This is a genomic window from Cryobacterium sp. N22, assembly GCF_002929555.1.
Classification (GTDB): domain Bacteria; phylum Actinomycetota; class Actinomycetes; order Actinomycetales; family Microbacteriaceae; genus Cryobacterium.
Map to the genome: position 1 here is coordinate 56,737 of NZ_PJJP01000030.1, position 18,698 is coordinate 75,434.

Annotated in this window: 17 protein-coding genes and 1 riboswitch; of the genes, 12 read left to right on the forward strand and 5 right to left on the reverse strand. The window is 68.5% G+C overall.

What is annotated here, in order from left to right:
* Window positions 1-35 precede the first annotated feature (35 nt).
* Both CXY76_RS06410 and CXY76_RS06415 read right to left on the reverse strand, forming a co-directional pair.
* Window positions 36-1,136, reverse strand: a complete 1,101-nt coding sequence (locus CXY76_RS06410; protein WP_104163409.1) for a BMP family protein — start codon at window positions 1,134-1,136, stop codon at window positions 36-38.
* 207 nt (window positions 1,137-1,343) lie between these two features.
* Window positions 1,344-2,465, reverse strand: a complete 1,122-nt coding sequence (locus CXY76_RS06415; RefSeq protein ID WP_104163410.1) for a mannose-1-phosphate guanylyltransferase — start codon at window positions 2,463-2,465, stop codon at window positions 1,344-1,346.
* 78 nt (window positions 2,466-2,543) lie between these two features.
* Between CXY76_RS06415 and CXY76_RS06420 the strand changes: the two genes are divergently transcribed.
* The 10 genes from CXY76_RS06420 (at window position 2,544) to CXY76_RS06465 (ending at window position 11,854) form a co-directional block, all read left to right on the forward strand.
* Window positions 2,544-3,698 (forward strand): glycosyltransferase family 1 protein, encoded by a 1,155-nt coding sequence (locus tag CXY76_RS06420; RefSeq protein WP_104163411.1) that lies wholly within the window; start codon window positions 2,544-2,546, stop codon window positions 3,696-3,698.
* Window positions 3,699-3,872: 174 nt separating this feature from the next.
* Window positions 3,873-4,289, forward strand: a complete 417-nt coding sequence (gene sdhC, locus CXY76_RS06425; RefSeq protein ID WP_104163412.1) for a succinate dehydrogenase, cytochrome b556 subunit — start codon at window positions 3,873-3,875, stop codon at window positions 4,287-4,289.
* A 12-nt stretch (window positions 4,290-4,301) separates the two neighbouring features.
* The gene (locus CXY76_RS06430) at window positions 4,302-4,754 is read left to right on the forward strand and encodes a succinate dehydrogenase hydrophobic membrane anchor subunit (protein ID WP_104163413.1); all 453 of its coding nucleotides are present in this window, start codon (window positions 4,302-4,304) and stop codon (window positions 4,752-4,754) included.
* 26 nt (window positions 4,755-4,780) lie between these two features.
* Complete coding sequence (gene sdhA, locus CXY76_RS06435) at window positions 4,781-6,595, forward strand: succinate dehydrogenase flavoprotein subunit (RefSeq protein ID WP_104163414.1); 1,815 nt, start codon at window positions 4,781-4,783, stop codon at window positions 6,593-6,595.
* The gene (locus CXY76_RS06440) at window positions 6,595-7,356 is read left to right on the forward strand and encodes a succinate dehydrogenase iron-sulfur subunit (protein WP_104163415.1); all 762 of its coding nucleotides are present in this window, start codon (window positions 6,595-6,597) and stop codon (window positions 7,354-7,356) included. The genes sdhA and CXY76_RS06440 overlap by 1 nt, the downstream gene beginning before the upstream one ends.
* A 92-nt stretch (window positions 7,357-7,448) precedes the next feature.
* On the forward strand, window positions 7,449-8,522 hold the full coding sequence (locus CXY76_RS06445; protein WP_104163416.1) for a YihY/virulence factor BrkB family protein: 1,074 nt from the start codon (window positions 7,449-7,451) through the stop codon (window positions 8,520-8,522).
* Window positions 8,523-8,562: 40 nt separating this feature from the next.
* Window positions 8,563-9,420: an exodeoxyribonuclease III gene (locus CXY76_RS06450; RefSeq protein ID WP_104163417.1), complete on the forward strand. Its 858-nt coding sequence runs from the start codon at window positions 8,563-8,565 to the stop codon at window positions 9,418-9,420.
* Between the two features lie 52 nt (window positions 9,421-9,472).
* The gene (gene trpS / locus CXY76_RS06455) at window positions 9,473-10,477 is read left to right on the forward strand and encodes a tryptophan--tRNA ligase (protein ID WP_104163418.1); all 1,005 of its coding nucleotides are present in this window, start codon (window positions 9,473-9,475) and stop codon (window positions 10,475-10,477) included.
* Window positions 10,477-11,061: a GNAT family N-acetyltransferase gene (locus CXY76_RS06460; protein ID WP_104163419.1), complete on the forward strand. Its 585-nt coding sequence runs from the start codon at window positions 10,477-10,479 to the stop codon at window positions 11,059-11,061. Before trpS ends, CXY76_RS06460 begins: the two co-directional genes overlap by 1 nt.
* A 28-nt stretch (window positions 11,062-11,089) precedes the next feature.
* Window positions 11,090-11,854 carry an HAD family hydrolase gene (locus CXY76_RS06465; RefSeq protein ID WP_233199611.1) on the forward strand — a complete coding sequence of 255 codons (765 nt, stop codon included), beginning with the start codon at window positions 11,090-11,092 and terminating at the stop codon, window positions 11,852-11,854.
* A gap of 135 nt (window positions 11,855-11,989) precedes the next feature.
* On the opposite strand, the gene glpK is transcribed toward CXY76_RS06465, so the two are convergent.
* The 3 genes from glpK to CXY76_RS06480 all read right to left on the reverse strand — a co-directional run bounded on the left by glpK (window position 11,990) and on the right by CXY76_RS06480 (window position 16,173).
* Complete coding sequence (glpK, locus tag CXY76_RS06470) at window positions 11,990-13,507, reverse strand: glycerol kinase GlpK (protein WP_104163420.1); 1,518 nt, start codon at window positions 13,505-13,507, stop codon at window positions 11,990-11,992.
* A 73-nt stretch (window positions 13,508-13,580) separates the two neighbouring features.
* Window positions 13,581-14,345, reverse strand: a complete 765-nt coding sequence (locus CXY76_RS06475) for an MIP/aquaporin family protein (protein WP_104163421.1) — start codon at window positions 14,343-14,345, stop codon at window positions 13,581-13,583.
* A gap of 97 nt (window positions 14,346-14,442) precedes the next feature.
* Window positions 14,443-16,173 (reverse strand): glycerol-3-phosphate dehydrogenase/oxidase, encoded by a 1,731-nt coding sequence (locus CXY76_RS06480; protein ID WP_199190214.1) that lies wholly within the window; start codon window positions 16,171-16,173, stop codon window positions 14,443-14,445.
* Window positions 16,174-16,418: 245 nt separating this feature from the next.
* Here CXY76_RS06480 and CXY76_RS06485 point away from each other — a divergent pair, with 245 nt between their 5' ends.
* Window positions 16,419-17,321 carry a sugar-binding transcriptional regulator gene (locus CXY76_RS06485; RefSeq protein WP_104163477.1) on the forward strand — a complete coding sequence of 301 codons (903 nt, stop codon included), beginning with the start codon at window positions 16,419-16,421 and terminating at the stop codon, window positions 17,319-17,321.
* 75 nt (window positions 17,322-17,396) lie between these two features.
* A riboswitch (FMN riboswitch) is annotated at window positions 17,397-17,528 on the forward strand.
* Window positions 17,529-17,607: 79 nt separating this feature from the next.
* Window positions 17,608-18,690: a bifunctional diaminohydroxyphosphoribosylaminopyrimidine deaminase/5-amino-6-(5-phosphoribosylamino)uracil reductase RibD gene (gene ribD / locus CXY76_RS06490; RefSeq protein ID WP_369826087.1), complete on the forward strand. Its 1,083-nt coding sequence runs from the start codon at window positions 17,608-17,610 to the stop codon at window positions 18,688-18,690.
* Window positions 18,691-18,698: the final 8 nt, after the last annotated feature.

Genomic DNA, 18,698 nt, shown 5'->3' on the forward strand with positions numbered 1-18,698 from the left:
TACTGCTACACGGTAATGCCTGGTGAAACGGGGTATTACTTGGGTGTGGCGTCGCTGGTCACGACGATGTCGCCGCTGATGATCTGCGCCTTGATGTCGTCGAGCTCGGTGACCAGTGCGGGGTCGACCTTGGACTCCCAGTCGTGCAGGGGGGCCAGGCTGACGCCCTCGTTCTCCAGGGTCCCGATGTACGGGTCGGAGGAGAAGTCGCCGGCCGCCGCGTCGGTGATGATCGCGTCGGTCGCATCCGTCATGGACTTCAGGATGGAGGTGAGGTACAGCGCCGCGAACTCGGGCGTGGTCTCGAACAGGTCGCTGTCGACACCGACGATGGCGACGTCCTTGCCGGACTCGGTGATGGCCTGCGCGGTGCCCTGGAACAGCGGGCCGGCGACCGGGAGGATGATGTCCGCACCGGCGTCGATCAGGCCCTGGCTGAGGGTCTTGCCGGCGCTGATGTCATCGAAGCCACCGGCGAACAGGCCCTCCTGGGATTCCTTGTTCCAGCCGGTGAGCTTGACGTCGGTGCCCTTTTCGGTGTTGTAGTAAGCGATGCCGTCGGCGAAGCCGTCCATGAAGATGGTGACCGACGGGTACTGCATGCCACCGAAGGTGCCGACGGTGCCGGTCTTGGTGGTGCCTGCAGCGAGGTAGCCGGCCAGGAAGGCGGCCTGCGCGGTGTCGTAGAGGACCGGCTTGACGTTCTCGAGCTCCAGCGGGCTGAAGTCGTCGTTGGAGAGCGCGGAGTCGATGATCGCGAAGTCGACGTCGGTGTTCTCCTGGGCCGCGTCGCGGGTGGCGTTGGCCAGGGCGAAGCCGACGGTGAGGATGAAGTTGCAGCCCTGGTCGACCATGCTGGTCACGTTGCCGGTGTACTGGTCCTCGGAGGTGGACTCGGCCTGCTTGAACTCAACGCCGAGCTCTTCGGAGGCCTGGGAGATGCCCTCGAAGCTGGACTGGTTGAAGGACTTGTCGTCGAAGCCGCCGAAGTCGGAGACGATGCAGGGCAGGAAGTCCGACGCGGCTTCGTTGTTGCCGGCGTCGTCGGTGGGGGCCGGCGCACACGCCGCGAGCAGAGCGAGAACGCCGAGTGAGGCAAGGCCGCCGAGCGTTGCCTTGCGGGTCGTGATTGTCAAGATTGACCTCCAGATGAGGCCCGGCGTGGGATCGCACGGGCTGGTATATGGATTACACGTTACCCAGAACGGCCCTGCTCAGATGAGCAAACCGACACTGTAGCCAAATGGTTATCAAGCCGCGACTTTTTTGAAATCACACCGACACAAATGGTCATCTACCGGGCCTATTCCTGAGAAAGCCTCGCGGCCGACGCGGTCTGGCGGTTACAGGACGTCGGAGCTGCCCGAGAGCCGCAACGCGTCGACGACGGCCTTGACCTTCTGGGCGTTGGCGCTCGTGGTCACCAGCAGGGCATCTGGAGTGTCGACGACGACGATGTCGTCGACGCCGATCAGGGCGATCATGCGCTTGGTGTGGCTGACGACGATGCCGCTGGAGGAGTCAGCGAGCACCCGGGCGCCCTCACCGAGGATCGCCAGGTCGCGCTTGCGGCCGTTGGCGTGGATCTTGGCGATCGACGCGAAGTCCCCCACGTCATCCCAGTCGAACTGGCCGGGGATGACGGCCAGCTTGCCCTTCGCGGCGGCGGGCTCGGCGACGGAGTAGTCGATGGCGATCTTCTTGAGCTTGGGCCAGACCTGGTCGACGACGGCGCCGCGGCGCGGGGTGTCCCAGGCCTCGGCCAGTTCGAGCAGCCCGGCGAGGAGCTCGGGCTCCGTCGCGCCGATCTCCTCGAGCAGCCGGTCGGCGCGGGCGATGAACATGCCGGCGTTCCAGAGGTACTGGCCGCTGGAGAGGTAACGCTTGGCGGTGGCCGGGCTGGGCTTCTCCACGAAGGAGTTGACCGACTGGGCGCTCGGGGCGCCCGGGATGTCCAGGGCCTCGCCGGTCTTGATGTAGCCGAAGCCGATCGCCGGTTCGGTGGGCTGGATGCCGATGGTGACGATCAGGCCGGTGTCGGCGGCGGCGATGGCCTCGACGACGGCCTGGCGGAAGGCCGCCGGGCCCTTGATGACGTGGTCGGCGGCGAAGGAGCCGATGATCACGCCGGGTTCGCGGCGCTCGAGGATCGCGGCGGCAAGGCCGATCGCGGCCGACGAGTCCCGCGGTTCGCTTTCCAGGACCACGTTCAGGTCGCCGAGCTCCGGCAGCTGTTCCTCGACGGCGGCCCGGTGGGCCCGCCCGGTGACGACCATGATGCGCTGGTCGCCGGACAGCGGCGCGAGCCGGTCCCAGGTGGCGCGCAGCAGCGTCTGGCCGCTGCCGGTGAGGTCGTGCAGGAACTTGGGCGCGTCGGCGCGGGACAGCGGCCAGAGCCTGGAACCGATCCCGCCGGCGGGGATCACGCTGTAGAAGCGGGCGAGGGCATCGCTGGAGTGGGACATTGCGCCAGACTACCGGTCCGTCGCCCGTGTTCATCCAGGGTTCACCGCACGGACGTGCGGGCTGCCTACTGTGGCGGCATGAGGGTTGCCGTCGTCAGCGAAAGCTTCCTCCCCACTATCAGCGGGGTCACCACGAGCGTCTGCAAGGTGCTCGACGAGCTGCGCCGCCAGGGCCACGAGGCCCTGGTGATCGCCCCGTTCGGCGCCCCGTCCAGCTATGCCGGTTTTCCCGTGCACACGGTGCCCGCCCTGTCCTACCGGCAGTTCCCCGTCGGCCTGCCCAATCCCCGGGTGCTGGGGCTGCTGGCCGACTTCGCGCCGGACGTGCTGCACGCGGCGTCACCGTTCCTCCTCGGCGCGCAGGGCATCGCCGCCGCCCGGCGCCTGGGCGTGCCGAGCGTGGCCGTGTTCCAGACGGATGTGGCCGGCTACGCCAGCCGCAACCACCTCGGCCAGGCGACCGGGCTGGCCTGGCGGTTCGTCAAATGGGTGCACGACGGCGCCGACCTCACCCTGGTGCCGTCCACCGCGTCGATGCGGGACCTCCGCCGCATCGGCGTGCACCGCCTGGACCGGTGGACCAGGGGTGTCGACCTGGAGAGCTACCACCCCAACACCCGGCACAGCCCCGAGGTGGCGGCGTTGCGCCGGCGGCTGGCGCCGAACGGCGAGGTGGTGATCGGGTACGTCGGCCGGATCGCCCCGGAGAAGCAGGTGGAGAGGTTCCGGGCGCTGCGCGGCCTGGCTGGGATCAGCATCGCCCTGGTCGGCGACGGACCGTCCACTCCCCTGGTGGCCAGGGCCCTGGCGGGGATGCCGGTGACCTGGCTGGGCCGGCTCGCCGGCGCCGAACTCGCGGCGGCCTACGCCAGCTTCGACGTCTTCCTGCACGCCGGCACCGAGGAGACCTTCGGGCAGACCCTGCAGGAGGCGCACGCCGCGGGGCTGCCCGTCGTGGCGCCGCGCGCCGGCGGGCCGATCGACCTCGTCGAGCACGGCACCGACGGGTTCCTGTTCACGCCTGACGACGACAGGGACCTGCGCCGCCACGTGGCCGCGCTGGTCACCGATGTTCCCCTGCGGCACCGGATGGGCGAGGCGGGCCGGCGGGCCGTGCTCGGCCGCAGCTGGGAAATCGTCTGCTCCACCCTGTTCGGCTTCTACACGCAGGTCATCGACGAGAGCCTCGCCGTGCGGGCGGAAACCCTGGTTCCGGCAGCGCAACGCCGCTGATCCGCACTACCCTTGATGCGGGTACAAAGCCTCTGGTCGCCAGTGGCCGCGCGCCCGGTTAGGCAGGCCTAACCAGACTTATCTCGTCGTCAAGATATAGACTGACGGCACGTGTTTGTTCAACGATGACACCTCGTTCAGCAGGGGTCACGACTCAGCCAGGGAGGGTTGGTCATGCCACAGAATTCGGCAGAGGCCCTGACAGCTCAGCGGAAGACGACCTCGCGTCGCCCGGCCGGAACGCTCTACCGCGGCCGTGAGGGCATGTGGTCCTGGGTGCTGCACCGGATCACCGGGGTGGCGATCTTCTTCTTCCTGCTCGTGCACATCCTCGACACCGCCCTCGTGCGGGTCAGCCCCGAGGCGTACAACGCCGTGATCAGCCAGTACCAGACCCCTCTGATGGGCCTGGGCGAGGTCGCCCTCGTCGGCGCGATCGTGTTCCACGCCTTCAACGGCCTGCGCATCATCGCCATCGATTTCTGGAACGCCAAGTACCAGCGGGTGCTGTTCTACGTCGTGATCGGCCTCTGGGTCGTCACGATGCTCGCCTTCGTGCCCCGGCACCTCATCAATGTGTTCAGCCACTAGGAGGCCGAGATCATGACATCGACACTCGCCGCCCCCCGCAGCCCGTACGCCCGCACCCCGCGTAAGAACGGTGTGAACTGGGAGAAGTGGGGCTGGATCTACATGCGCGTCTCCGGCGTCGTGCTGGTCGTGCTGATCTTCGGCCACCTCTTCGTCAACCTGATGGTGGGCGAGGGCGTCAGCGCCCTGAACTTCGCCTTCGTCGCCGGCAAGCTGACCACCCCGTTCTGGCAGTGGTGGGATGTGGCGATGCTCTGGCTCGCCCTGATCCACGGCGGCAACGGCATGCGCACCCTCGTGAACGACTACGCCACGACGCGCATCGGCCGCGGCATCCTCAAATCGTCGATCCTCGCCGCCGTGGTCATCCTGATCGTGCTCGGCACGCTCGTGGTGTTCACCTTCGACCCCTGCCCGGCCGGCCAGCCCGCCGACCTTCTGCCCACTTTCTGCCAGGCCCTTTAGGCCCCCAAGGAGCTGCAAACACTTCCATGACGGATGCACCTGTGACCAACCCCGTTGAATCCACCATCGTCGACGGGGTGCACTACCACCAGTTCGACATCGTCATCATCGGGGCGGGAGGAGCGGGCATGCGGGCCGCCATCGAGGCCGGACCGAACGCATCCACCGCGGTGATCTCCAAGCTCTACCCCACCCGCTCGCACACCGGTGCGGCGCAGGGCGGCATGGCCGCCGCCCTGGCGAACGTGGAGGAAGACAACTGGGAGTGGCACACCTTCGACACCGTCAAGGGCGGCGACTACCTCGTCGACCAGGACGCCGCGGAGATTCTCGCCAAGGAAGCCATCGACGCGGTCATCGACCTCGAGAACATGGGCCTGCCGTTCAACCGCACCCCTGAGGGCAAGATCGACCAGCGCCGCTTCGGCGGCCACACCCGCGACCACGGCAAGAGCCCGGTGCGCCGCGCCTGCTACGCCGCGGACCGCACCGGCCACATGATCCTGCAGACGCTGTACCAGAACTGCGTCAAACGCGGCATCAACTTCTTCAACGAGTTCTACGTGCTCGACCTGATCATGACCAACGTCGACGGCGTCGACCAGCCCTCCGGCGTGGTCGCCTACGACCTCTCCACCGGTGAGCTGCACGTCTTCTCCGGCAAGGCGTTCATCTTCGCCACCGGCGGCTTCGGCAAGATCTACAAGACCACCTCCAACGCGCACACCCTCACCGGCGACGGCGTGGGCATCATCTGGCGCAAGGGCCTGCCGCTGGAGGACATGGAGTTCTTCCAGTTCCACCCGACCGGTCTCGCGGGCCTCGGCATCCTGCTCACCGAGGGCGCCCGCGGTGAGGGCGCGATCCTGCGGAACGCGTCCGGCGAGCGGTTCATGGAGCGCTACGCGCCCACCATCAAGGACCTCGCCCCGCGTGACATCGTGGCCCGCTGCATGGTCAAGGAGGTCGCGGAGGGCCGCGGCGCCGGCCCCAACAAGGACTACGTGTACCTGGACTGCACCCACCTGGGCGCCGAGGTGCTCGAAACCAAGCTGCCCGACATCACCGAGTTCGCCCGCACCTACCTGGGCGTGGACCCGGTCACCGAGCCGGTGCCGGTGATGCCCACCGCGCACTACGCCATGGGCGGTATCCCCACCAACGTGAACGCGGAAGTGCTGCGCGACAACACCACCGTCGTGCCCGGCCTCTACGCCGCCGGCGAATGCGCCTGCGTCTCGGTGCACGGCTCCAACCGGCTCGGCACCAACTCGCTGCTGGACATCAACGTGTTCGGCAAGCGCGCCGGCAACAACGCCGTCGAGTACGTCAAGACGGCCGAGTTCGTGCCGCTGCCCGAGGACCCGGCCAAGTTCGTGCGCGAGCTGCTCAGCACCATCCGCACCTCCACCGGCACCGAGCGCATCGCGGTGCTCCGCCGCGAACTGCAGGAGATCATGGACGAGAAGGCTCAGGTGTTCCGCACCGACGAATCCCTGTCCGAGGTCACCGAGACCATCCACCTGCTGCGGGAGCGCTACAAGAACATCGGCGTGCAGGACAAGGGCCGCCGGTTCAACACCGACCTGCTCGAAGCCGTGGAGCTGGGCTTCCTGCTCGACCTGGCCGAGGTCGTCGTGTTCTCCGCCCGCAACCGCAAGGAGAGCCGCGGCGGCCACATGCGCGACGACTACCCCCTGCGCGACGACGTCAACTACCTGCAGCACACCATGGCCTACCTGTCGGGCGACGCCCTGTCGGCGGATGCTGCCGACCACATTTCGCTCGACTGGAAGCCCGTGACCATTACGCGCTACCAGCCGATGGAGAGGAAGTACTAGTGAGCACCCCCACCCTCGAGAGCCCTCCCGCCGTTCCCGACGAGATCCAGTCGTTCACGGTCACCCTGTCGGTGCGCCGGTTCAACCCGGAGGTCGACGAGGACCCGCACTGGGAGAACTACGACGTCGAAATGTACGCGACGGACCGCATCCTGGACGCCCTGCACAAGATCAAGTGGGAACAGGACGGCTCCCTGAGCTTCCGCCGCTCCTGCGCGCACGGCATCTGCGGCTCGGACGCCATGCGCATCAACGGGCGCAACCGGCTGGCCTGCAAGACCCTGATCAAGGACCTCGACATCACCAAACCGGTGACGGTGGAGGCCATCAAGGGCCTGCCGCTGGAGAAGGACCTGATCGTGGACATGGAGCCGTTCTTCGCCTCATTCCGCGAGGTGCAGCCGTTCCTGATGGCGCAGAACACGCCCAAGGACGGCAAGGAGCGCATCCAGACCGTCGCCCAGCGCGAGCGTTTCGACGACACCACCAAGTGCATCCTCTGCGCCGCGTGCACGTCCAGCTGCCCGGTGTTCTGGACCGACGGGCAGTACTTCGGTCCCGCCGCGATCGTGAACGCACACAGGTTCATCTTCGACTCCCGCGACGAGAACGCCGCCGTGCGCCTGGACATCCTCAACGACAAGGAAGGCGTCTGGCGTTGCCGCACGACCTTCAACTGCACCGAGGCGTGCCCGCGTGGCATCCAGGTGACCCAGGCCATCGCCGAGGTCAAGCAGGCCATCATGCGGGGCAAGCCGTAAATCCCTTACGGGTTCCTAACGAACGGCGGCCTCCGGGCCGCCGTTCGTCGTTTCCGGCAGGGCAAGCCGCACCCTCTGGCTAGGCTGGGTCGATGAAGATCGGCGACCTCATCAAGCGTGTCATGGCCTCCCGCCCCGTGCGGGTGTTCACCCACTTCGGCCAGAGCCGCGGGCCGGTGCTGGCCGCTGGCATGGCCTACCAGGCGATCTTCGCGATCTTCGCCGCGCTCTGGCTGGTCTTCTCCGTCGCGGGGCTCTGGCTCGCCGGCAATCCTGCTCTGATGGATCAGCTGTTCGTGATCATCAACCAGTCGGTTCCCGGGCTGATCGAGAAGGGCGGGGTCGTCGACCCTGCCGACCTCGCCAGCACCGGGGCGCTCACCTGGAGCAGCGCCATCGCACTGGTGGGCTTGCTCGCCACCACCCTCGGCTGGCTGAGCACGACGTCTCAGGCCGTGCGCGGCATCTTCGGCATGGGCCAGGAGACCACCTTCTTCGTGCTGGTGAAACTGCGCGAGCTTGGCCTCGGCCTGGCCTTCGGGCTCGCTCTCGTCGTGTCGGCCGTCATCTCCATCATCAGCACGGAACTCCTCCGCGGGTTCCTCGGCCTGTTCGGCCAGGGCACCGATTCGTTCTGGTTCACCGCGTCGAGCCAGGCCGTGGGGCTGCTGATCGTGCTGATCATCGACACCATCACCCTGGCCGGCCTATTCCGGGTGCTCTCGCGGGTGCGCATCCCGTTCAAGAACCTGCTGGTCGGCTCGCTGCTGGGCGCGGTGGCGCTTGGCGTGCTCAAGGTGCTCGGTGCCGCCCTGCTCGGCGGCGCGGCGAAGAACCCGCTGCTGGCCGGCTTCGCGGTGATCATCGGTCTGCTGATCTGGTTCAACCTCACCTCCACCGTCACCCTGATCTCCGCCGCGTGGATCGCGGTCGGCATGAAGGACGCCGGCATCCCCCCGTCCACGCTGAGCGCCGACGAGACGAAGAAGCTGACCGAGGAGAAGGAGGCGGAGGCGCTCCGCCTGGCCGCCACCGTGGAACTGCGGCAGGCCAGGCTGGCGCGGGAAAGCGCATCCTGGTTGCAGCGACCCGGCGCCAACCGGCGACTGCGCCGGGCACGGCAGCGCGCCGAGAAGTACGGCGTCACGGAGCCGGCGGAGCGTTAGGCCCGGCCCGGGCGTCTGAGGCACTCGGTAGAATCGGCGCATGCCGTCTTCCCCCGCATCAGAGACCACCCAGCCGCTTCGCATCGCCAGCATCAACACCAACGGCATCCGCGCCGCGTTCCGCAAGGGCATGGGCGACTGGCTCGCCACCCGCGACGTCGACATCCTCGCGATCCAGGAGGTGCGCGCCTCGACCGAAGACATCGAAGGGCTGCTCGGCCCGGACTGGAACATCCTGCACGACCCGGCCACGGCCAAGGGCCGCGCCGGTGTGGCCATCGCCAGCCGGAAGAGCGCGTCGATCCACCGGGTCGAGCTGGGCCACCCCGACTTCGACAGCGCCGGCCGCTGGCTCGAGGCCGACTACGAGGTCAACGGCAAAATCATCACCGTGGTGAGCACCTACGTGCACTCCGGCGAGGTGGACACCCCCAAGCAGGTCGAGAAGTTCACCTTCCTCGACTCCATGCTCACCCGGCTGCCCGAACTGGCCGCGCACAGCGAGAGGGTCGTCGTGCTCGGCGACCTCAACGTGGGGCACCGCAAGTTCGACATCAAGAACTGGAAGGGCAACGTCAAGCGGGCCGGCTTCCTGCCCTCCGAGCGGGCCTACTTCGACAAGATCCTCGGCGCCGAGGACGATGCCGACTACAACAACGGCGCGGGCCTGGGCTGGGTGGACGTGGGCCGCAAGCAGGCCGGCGAGATGGACGGACCGTTCACCTGGTGGTCCTGGCGCGGCCAGGCTTTCGACAACGACACCGGCTGGCGCATCGACTACCAGCTCGCGACGCCCGCGCTGGCTGCATCCGTCGTCAACTACACGGTCGACCGGGCGGATGCCTACGACCAGCGCTGGAGCGACCACGCCCCCGTGGTCGTCGACTACGCCATCTAACCCTCCTTCCCGCCGCGTTCGCGGCTTTGCTCCTGACGAAAAGACTCCCCTGATGACCAAGACCCGCCTATACTCCGGCATGCAGCCGTCCGCCGACTCGCTGCAGATCGGCAACTACATCGGTGCGCTGCTGAACTGGAAGAAACTGCAGCAGACCCACGACGCGTTCTTCTCGATCGTGGACCTGCACGCCATCACCGTGGCGCAGGACCCGGCCAAACTGCGCGAGAACACCCGCGCCACAGCGGCGCAGTACATCGCAGCGGGCATCGACCCGTCCGAGTCGACGCTGTACGTGCAGTCGCACGTGGCCGCGCACGCACAACTGGCCTGGGCGCTGAACACCGTCACCGGCTTCGGTGAGGCCAGCCGGATGACCCAGTTCAAGGACAAGTCGCTCAAGCAGGGCGCCGACGCCACCACGGTGGGCCTGTTCGCCTACCCGGTGCTGATGGCCGCGGACATCCTGCTGTTCCAGACCGAGATCGTGCCGGTGGGTGAAGACCAGCGCCAGCACGTTGAGCTCACCCGCGACCTGGCGGCCCGGTTCAACTCCCGCTTCGGTGACACCTTCACGGTGCCGACGGCCAGCATCATCCGCGACACCGCGAAGATCTACGACCTGCAGAACCCGACCGCGAAGATGTCGAAGTCGGCCGAGTCGCACGCCGGCGTGATCTGGATGCTCGACGAGCCTTCGGTGACGGCCAAGAAGATCATGCGGGCCGTCACCGACGCCGAGGGCGGTGTGGTCTTCGACCGGGAGAACAAGCCCGGTGTGGCCAACCTGCTCACGATCTACTCCGTGATGGCGGAGCGCTCGATCCAGTCGCTTGAGGACGAGTACGCGGGTCGCGGGTACGGCGACTTCAAGAAGGGCCTGGCCGAGGTGGTCACCGAGACCTTCGGCGCGATCCGCGGCCGGGTGCTCGAACTACTCGACGACCCGGCCGAACTGGACCGGATTCTGGCCGCCAACGCCGACCGGGCCGCCGCTGTCGCCGACGTCACCCTGGCGACCGCGTTCGACCGGATGGGCTTCCTGGCCCGCCGCTGATGCAACCCGTTGAGCTGACCTCTCCGCTGCTGCGGCTTGACCAGCCGCGACCGGACGACGCGCAGCAGGTCTTCGAGTACTGCCAGGACCCGGTCTTCGAGGGGTACCTGGCCGCGCTGCCCTGGCCGTACCGGCTGGAGGACGCCACGGCGTTCATCACCGGGTTCGTGCCGGCCGGGTGGGCCGGCGACACCGAGTACACCTGGGCGGTGCGGGCGGCCGGCTCCCCCGCTCTGCTTGGCGTGATCGGCCTGGGCGTGCCGGGTGCCGCGGCGACCGGGTCGATCGGTTTCTGGCTCGGCGCACCGCACCGCGGCCGGGGCCTGATGGCCGAGGCCCAACGGTTGGTGCTCGACTGGGCGTTCGGGACCGGGGTCTGCGCCGCCGTGCACTGGGAGTGCGTGGCCGGCAACCTCGCTTCGGCCCGCACGGCCCGCACGGCCGGGTTCAGCTTCACCGGGCAGGGTCCCTCCCAGCCCGCCTACCGCGACGGCTCGCATCCGATGTCGTGGCACGGCGTGCTGCGCGCCACGGATGACCGCGTGCCGCACGCGGGGTGGCCGGCCGAGGTCGTGGCTGGATGAGGCCCGCCGTGCGCGTTGTGGGGCGTCTGTGACCGGTGAGGCTGCCGTGACCGTGCCCGCCCTGGTGCTGTTCGACCTGGACGACACCCTGTTCGCGCACCGGGCGGCCGTGGCCGCCGGCATCCTCGGGCACGTCGCCGCCCAGGGCGGCCGGGGCGCTGCCGCCGACCCGCACACCGTCGTGGCGCTGTGGAACGCGCTGGAGGAGCAGCACTACCACGCCTACCTCGCCGGCGACCTGGACTTCGCCGGGCAGCGCAGCGCCAGGGCCCGCGACTTCGCGGCCGCGCACGGGGTGCCCCTCACTGACGCGGAGGCCAGCGCCTGGTTCGAGGACTACTTCGTGCACTACCGGGCGCACTGGCGGTTGCACGAGGACGCGCTGCCCTGCCTGGACGAGCTGGCCCGGCGCATCCCGGGCGTGCGCTTCGGGCTGATCACCAACGGGGAGCTCGCCTACCAGAGCGTCAAACTGGCCGACACGGGCCTGGACGCCCGGGTGGAGCAGGTGATCACCTCGGCCGAGTTCGGCCTGAGCAAACCACGGCCGGAGATCTTTCTGCACGCCTGCGCCCTCTTCGGCGCCGACCCGGGCGCTTCCGTCTACGTCGGCGACCGGCTGCGCACCGACGCCATCGGCGCCGCCGCCGCGGGCCTGACCGGTGTGTGGCTGGACCGTGTCGGCACGGCAGGCCCTCCCCCGCCCGAGGCCGACCTCGCCGAGGCCCGCCGGCTGGGCGTTCTGCGCCTCACGAGCCTGGCCGCCCTGCCGGAGATCCTCGCGCCGCAGTAGCGGGGCGCTGCCACGGTATGCGGGGCAGGCGCCGTTATGCGGGTGGCGTGCCACCCGCAGAACGGCGCCGCACCCGCACAGCTCGAAAAGCGGCGGGTGCGGCGCCGGGTAAGCGGTGCCTGTGGGTTACCGGGGCTACAGGACGTCTTCGTCGACCCAGTCGAGGGTCTTGGTGACGGCCTTCTTCCAGTTGCGCAGCAGGCGCTCGCGCTCGGCGACCTCCATGTCGGGCTCCCAGCGGGCGTCTTCCTGCCAGTTGGCGCGCAGCTCGCCCAGGCCGCTCCAGAAGCCCACGGCCAGACCGGCCGCGTACGCGGCGCCGAGCGCGGTGGTCTCGGCCACGACCGGGCGCACCACGGGCACGCCGAGGATGTCGGCCTGGAACTGCAGCAGCAGGTTGTTGCCGGTGGCGCCGCCGTCGACCTTGAGCTCGGTCAGCGGCACCCCGGAGTCCGCGTTGACGGCGTCGATGACCTCGCGGGTCTGGAACGCGATGGCCTCCAGCGCCGCCCGGGCGATGTGGCCCTTGTTCACGAACCGGGTCAGGCCCACCAGCGCCCCACGGGCATCCGCACGCCAGTACGGCGCGAACAGGCCGCTGAAGGCCGGCACGAAGTAGGCGCCGCCGTTGTCGTCCACGGTGCGGGCCAGCGTCTCGATCTCGCTCGCCGACGAGATCATCCCCAGGCTGTCGCGCAGCCACTGCACCAGCGACCCGGTGACGGCGATGGAACCCTCGAGGGCGTAGTGCGGTTCGGCGTCGCCGAGCTTGTAGCCCAGCGTGGTGAGCAGGCCGTTCTTGGAGTGGATGATCTCGGTGCCGGTGTTGAAGATCAAGAAGTTACCGGTGCCGTAGGTGTTCTTCGCCTCGCCCTGGTCGAAGGCGGCCTGGCCGAAGGTGGCGGCCTGCTGGTCGCCGAGGATGCCCGCGATGGGAACCTCGCGCAGCAGGCTGTGCTCGTTGACGGTGCCGTAGACCTCGCTGGAGGAGCGGATCTCGGGCAGCATCGAGCGCGGCACCCCGAAGGCGGCCAGGATCTCGTCGTCCCATTCGAGGGTCTCAAGGTTCATGAACAGGGTGCGGCTGGCGTTGGTGACGTCGGTGGCGTGCACGCCACCCTCCAGGCCGCCGGTGAGGTTCCAGAGCACCCAGGTGTCGGTGGTGCCGAACATCAGGTCGCCGCGCTCGGCCTTCTCACGGGCGCCCTCCACGTTTTCCAGGATCCAGACGATCTTGGTGCCGGAGAAGTAGGTGGCCAGGGGCAGGCCCACGGTGGCCTTGAACCGGTCACCGCCACCATCCGCAGCGAGACGATCGACGATGGGCTGGGTGCGGGTGTCCTGCCAGACGATGGCGTTATAGACCGGCAGTCCCGTGGTGCGGTCCCAGACCACGGCGGTTTCACGCTGGTTGGTGATGCCGACGGCCTCGATGTCGTGCCGGGTGAGGTTGGCCTTGGACAGCGCTTGGCCGATGACCTGGCGGGTGTTGCCCCAGATCTCCATCGGGTCGTGCTCGACCCAGCCGGCACGGGGGAAGATCTGCTCGTGCTCGAGCTGGCCGGTGGAGATGATCGATCCGGCGTGATCGAAGATGATGGCGCGGGTGCTCGTGGTGCCCTGGTCGATGGCGAAGATGTACTTGTCACTCATGTCGGAACTCCTGTGTTGGGACGTGGTTGAAATGGGATGAGGGATGGAACGGGCCGGGCTGAACGCCGGTGGATCAGGTGAGGATGGGCAACAGCACCAGCGACGCCCAGCCGGCGAGCACTCCGCCGATGACCGGGCCGACGACGGGAACCCAGGAATAGGACCAGTCGGAGCCGCGCTTGCCCGGGATGGGCAGCAGGGCGTGGGCGATGCGGGGGCCCAGGTCACGGGCCGGGTTGATGGCGTAACCGGTCGGCCCGCCCAGTGAGGTGCCGATCACGATCACCAGGAAGGCCACCGGCAGGGCGCCGAGGGCCGCCATGCCGCCGTTTTCACCCTGGCGTCCGTCGCTGAAGCCGATGATCACCAGCACCAGCACGAAGGTGCCGATGATCTCGGTGACCAGGTTCCAGCCGTACGAACGGATGGCCGGCCCGGTGGCGAACACGCCGAGCTTGTTGGCCGGGTCGGGCTCCTGGTCGAAGTGCTGCTTGTACGCCAACCACACGAAGACAGCGCCGAGGATGGCGCCGATCATCTGTGCGGCGATGTACACGAGCACCGACAGCACGTTCACCGGCACGCCGGAGCCGAACTCGGTGGCGCCCGAGGCCACGAGGCCCAGCGTCACCGCCGGGTTCAGGTGCGCGCCGGAGTTGTAGGAGACGATCACACCGGCGAAGACCGCGAGGCCCCAACCGATGGTGACCATGAGGAAGCCGGCTCCGAAGCCTTTGTTCTTCGTGAGGGCGACGTTGGCGACGACACCACAGCCGAGCAGGACGAGGAGGGCTGTGCCCACCACCTCCGCGAGGAATACAACACCGAGATTGTCCACATTGACCTTTCGTGTTTTCGGCGCACGCGGAAGGTTCCGCGCACACCGTCGTGCAGCAGTGGGGAGCGGAGAAGTCCTCCGCTCCCTCGTTGAAGAATTAGAGCGAGTGCACCGCGTCCGCGGCGGTCAGGTCGACGCCGTGCACCTCGCGCAGCTCCAGGGTGGCCTGGGCCACCTCGGCGGCGCTCGTGGCGGCATCCCAGCCCAGAACGGGTGCGAGCACCCCGGCCAGCTCGTCGAGCAGGGCGACGCTGAGCCCGCCCACGAAGGCGAGGCTGGTGCGGCGCAGCAGCAGGTCGATCAGGTGGGTGACCGACTCCTCGCGGGCCAGGTATTCGATCTCCCGGCGGGTGTAGAGCGGGTTGTGCGCCAGGGGCGCATCCGGGGCTTCGGTCAGGAAGTCGATGATCGCGCCGGCCCGGGTACCGTACCGGGTGAGCAGGGCCTGGGCGCGGGGGCGGCCGACCTCGTCACCGTGCGCGGCGAGCCAGACGGTGTGCGCGGCGGGGGTGGCCGGGAAGTCCTTGCCGCCGCCGATGGCGAGCCCCTCGGTGGACACCGTGCGTGGCAGGCCGAGCAGGGTGAGGATGTCGCCGCTGAGGTGTTCGGCCAGGGCGCGGAAGGTGGTCCACTTGCCGCCGACCAGGCTGAGCAAGGTGCCGGGGCGCTCGCCCAGCGGGCTGGACTCGATGCGGTAGTCCCGCGATACGAAGCCGGGCGCCTCGTCGTCGTGCCGGGGCAGCGGACGCACGCCGGAGAACCTGAACACGATGTGCGAGCGGTCCACCGTGATGTCGGGGAACACGTGCTTGACCAGGTCGAAGAAGTAGTCGATCTCGTCTTCGGTGGTGCGGATCGGCTGACTCATGTCGTGCTCGAGGTCGGTGGTGCCGATGAGCACCCGGCCGGCCAGCGGGTAGATCAGCACGATACGGCCGTCGTTGTTCTCGAAGAAGATCTCGCCGCCGCCGGTCGCGGCAAGCAGTTCGGGGTGGTCAAGCACGATGTGCGAACCCTTGGTGCCGCCCATGTAGGTGCTGGCCTGGCCGAGCGCCGAGTTGGTCAGGTCGGTCCACGGTCCGGAGGTGTTCACGACGACGTCGGCGGCGAAGCTGAATTCCTCGCCGGTGACGGTGTTGCGGAGGCGCACGCCGTCGGCGTCCATCCCCACGGCTTCGACGTAGTTGGCGGCGCGGGCGTGCGGGCCGGTGTCGAGGCCGTCACGGAGCACGTCCAGGGCCAGGCGCTCCGGGTCGTGCATCGACGCGTCGTAGTAGGTGGCGGTGTACTTGAGGCCCGGGTTCAGCCGCGGCAGGCGTTCGAGCGACTTCTTGCGGCCGTGGAACTCGTGCTTGGGCACCGAGCCGCCGTCGCGGGAGAAGGAGTCGTAGAGCACCAGGCCGACCTTGATCAGCAGCGCCCCGCGCTCCTGAGCCTTGCCCTGCTTGTGGGTGAGGAAGCGCAGCGGCGCGGCGAGCACGCCGGACAGGGCGGAGAACATCGGCACCGTGGTCTTCAACGGCTTCACGTAATGCGGGGCGATCTTGAGCAGGCCGTTGCGCTCGGTGACCGACTCCTTCACGAGCCTGAATTCGCCGTTCTCCAGGTAGCGGATGCCGCCGTGGATCATGTGCGAGGACGCCGCGGAGGCACCTGAGACGAAGTCGCCGCGGTCGATGATGGTGACGTCCACACCCTGCAGTGCCAGGTCGCGGAAGGTGGCGATGCCGTTAATACCGGCGCCGATGATGAGGACCTTCGCCTTGGGGCGCGCGGCCAGTGCGGATCGGTCGGAATCAGCGGGCGAGGACTGGGAGTTGGACTGCACTGTGCACTACCTTTGTTCGTTCTTCGGCCGGACGGAGACCGGGTGTTGCCCGGCCGAATTGGTGCGGACGGCCCAGCCGGGTTTGCGCGGGGGCCCTCCATATGGATTAATCAAGCTTGAGTAGATCAATCACATCCGGTCAAGCCGGGTGAACAAACGTGCAAGGAGGGGCTGTGAGCCTCGTCGACGACTCAGCGCAGTCCGATCGGGTGCGGGATGCCCTCACGGCCGCGCACCTGTATTACATGCAGGACCTGACCATGGATGCCATCGCCCACGAGCTGCACACCTCCCGCTCCTCGGTGTCCCGCCTGCTCAGCCACGCCCGCGCGACCGGTCTGGTCGACATCCAGATCCGCTCCCCCCTGGACGCACCGAGCCGCCTGGAACTGCTCATCCAGGAGCGGTTCCACATCACCGCGCACGTCGTTCCGGTGCCCGATCACGCCACGGATGTGGACAGATTGGAGCGCGTGGCGCTCTCAGTTGCACGGATTCTCGGCCAGTTCTTCGACTCGAACATGGTGATGGGCATCGCCTGGGGGTCGACGATGAACGCCATCAGCCGCCATGTGACGCCCAAACAGACCCACGGGTCGCAGATCATCCAGCTCAACGGCGCCGGCAACATGCGCACCACCGGCCTCAGCTACGCCAGCGAGATCCTCGGCCGGTTCGGTTACGCCTTCGGCGCGCACGTTCACCAGTTCCCGGTGCCGGCCTTCTTCGACAGCCCGGCGACCAAGCAGGCGCTCTGGCGCGAGCGCAGCGTGAGCCGGCTGCTGGAGATGCAGGCCCGGATGGACGTGGCCCTGTTCGGCCTCGGCTCGCCGTTCTCCGAGGTGCCCAGCCACGTCTACGCCGGCGGATACCTCGAGGAGGCGGACTACGCCTCACTCAGCCGCTCCGGGGTGGTGGGCGACGTGGCCACCATCTTCTATAGGGCCGACGGGTCCACCGACGGCATCCAGCTGAACGCCCGCGGCACCGGCCCGGACTTCACGGTGCTCAGGCAGACACCGCGCCGACTCTGCGTGGTGTCGGGAACAGCCAAGCTCGCCAGCCTCCGCGGCGCATTGAAAGCCGACCTGATCACTGATTTGTTCGTGGACGAGAGTACCGCCCGAGCCCTGGTCGCCAACATCTGACCGCGTGGCGGACGACGTCGGGTTACGCCGGGAATACGCCGGAGCGGCACGCGTTGAGATATAACTGACAGTAGATACGTGCTCCGGGGTCGGTGAGAATCCGAACCGGCGGTGACAGTCCGCGAGCTGGAATCTGTTTTTTGGGTTTCGGTTGAGCTGGTGAAACTCCAGCACCGACGGTTAAAGTCCGGATGGGAGGCGCACGAATCGATGGTTCCTCGTGGACCGTCGACGGCTTTCGCGTACGCGAAATCCCCTCCCGGAGCGTCAAACGACGGGACAGGGAATGCACCAGCAGCACACGCTTGAGCGCGCAATGCGCCGAGCCCTGCAGGTGGCCGGCAACGGTCCGGCCGAGGGCGTCAACCCCCGGGTCGGCTGCGTGATCCTCAGCCCGGCCGGCGAGATCATCGCCGAAGGCTGGCACCGCGGCGCCGGCACCTGCCACGCCGAGGTGGATGCCCTCGCCCAGCTCGACCCGGCCGCCGCGCGCGGCGCCACGGCCGTGGTCACCCTCGAACCCTGCAACCACACCGGCCGCACCGGCCCGTGCGCACTGGCGCTCATGGACGCCGGCATCAGCCGGGTGGTCTACGCCGTCGCCGACCCCGGACCGCACTCCTCCGGCGGCGGCGACCGGCTGCGCGCGGCCGGCATCGACGTGACCGGCGGCCTGCTCGCCGACGAGGTGGCGGCCTTCCTGGCCGACTGGCTGGTCTCGGCACGCCTGGGCCGACCGTTCGTGACCGTGAAATGGGCCTCCAGCCTCGACGGCCGCACCGCCGCCGCCGACGGCTCCAGCCGCTGGATCACCGGGCCGGCCGCCCGACGGGACGTGCACGAGCGCCGCGCCCGCGCCGACGCGATCCTGGTGGGCACCGGCACCGCCCTCGCCGACGACCCGTCGCTCACCGCCCGATCCGATGACGGCACCCTGCTGCCGCACCAGCCGCGACCCGTGGTGGTGGGGCGCCGGCCGGTGCCGGCCGACGCGGCCGTGCACCGGCATCCGCTCACCCCGTGGTTCCTGGCCGGGCACGACGTGGCCGCGCTGCTGCGTGAACTGCACGAACGCGGCATCCGCCGGGTCTTCGTGGAGGGCGGCCCCACCCTGGCCAGCGCCTTCGTGCGGGCCGGCCTGGTCGACGAGTACCTCGTCTACCTGGCACCCACCCTCCTCGGCGGCGACAGGCTGGCCCTGGGCGACATCGGCGTCGCCGGCATCGACGCCCAGCGCCGGCTTCGGATCGAGGAGCTCCTGCACCTCGGCGAGGACCTCCTGCTGGTCGCCCGGCCGGCCGACACCGACACCGACACGACCAGTCCCACCGACCAGACCAGCCGGGCCACCCCGGCACAGACGAACTGAAGGACCAC

What these genes read in the sequence shown, in the direction of transcription:
- CXY76_RS06415 (WP_104163410.1), bottom strand. Translation starts at nt 2,465, where the DNA reads ATGTCCCACTCCAGCGATGCCCTCGCCCGCTTCTACAGCGTGATCCCC.
- CXY76_RS06420 (WP_104163411.1), top strand. Translation starts at nt 2,544, where the DNA reads ATGAGGGTTGCCGTCGTCAGCGAAAGCTTCCTCCCCACTATCAGCGGG.
- sdhC (WP_104163412.1), top strand. Translation starts at nt 3,873, where the DNA reads ATGCCACAGAATTCGGCAGAGGCCCTGACAGCTCAGCGGAAGACGACC.
- CXY76_RS06430 (WP_104163413.1), top strand. Translation starts at nt 4,302, where the DNA reads ATGACATCGACACTCGCCGCCCCCCGCAGCCCGTACGCCCGCACCCCG.
- sdhA (WP_104163414.1), top strand. Translation starts at nt 4,781, where the DNA reads ATGACGGATGCACCTGTGACCAACCCCGTTGAATCCACCATCGTCGAC.
- CXY76_RS06445 (WP_104163416.1), top strand. Translation starts at nt 7,449, where the DNA reads ATGAAGATCGGCGACCTCATCAAGCGTGTCATGGCCTCCCGCCCCGTG.
- CXY76_RS06450 (WP_104163417.1), top strand. Translation starts at nt 8,563, where the DNA reads ATGCCGTCTTCCCCCGCATCAGAGACCACCCAGCCGCTTCGCATCGCC.
- trpS (WP_104163418.1), top strand. Translation starts at nt 9,473, where the DNA reads ATGACCAAGACCCGCCTATACTCCGGCATGCAGCCGTCCGCCGACTCG.
- CXY76_RS06460 (WP_104163419.1), top strand. Translation starts at nt 10,477, where the DNA reads ATGCAACCCGTTGAGCTGACCTCTCCGCTGCTGCGGCTTGACCAGCCG.
- glpK (WP_104163420.1), bottom strand. Translation starts at nt 13,507, where the DNA reads ATGAGTGACAAGTACATCTTCGCCATCGACCAGGGCACCACGAGCACC.
- CXY76_RS06485 (WP_104163477.1), top strand. Translation starts at nt 16,419, where the DNA reads ATGCAGGACCTGACCATGGATGCCATCGCCCACGAGCTGCACACCTCC.
- ribD (WP_369826087.1), top strand. Translation starts at nt 17,608, where the DNA reads ATGCACCAGCAGCACACGCTTGAGCGCGCAATGCGCCGAGCCCTGCAG.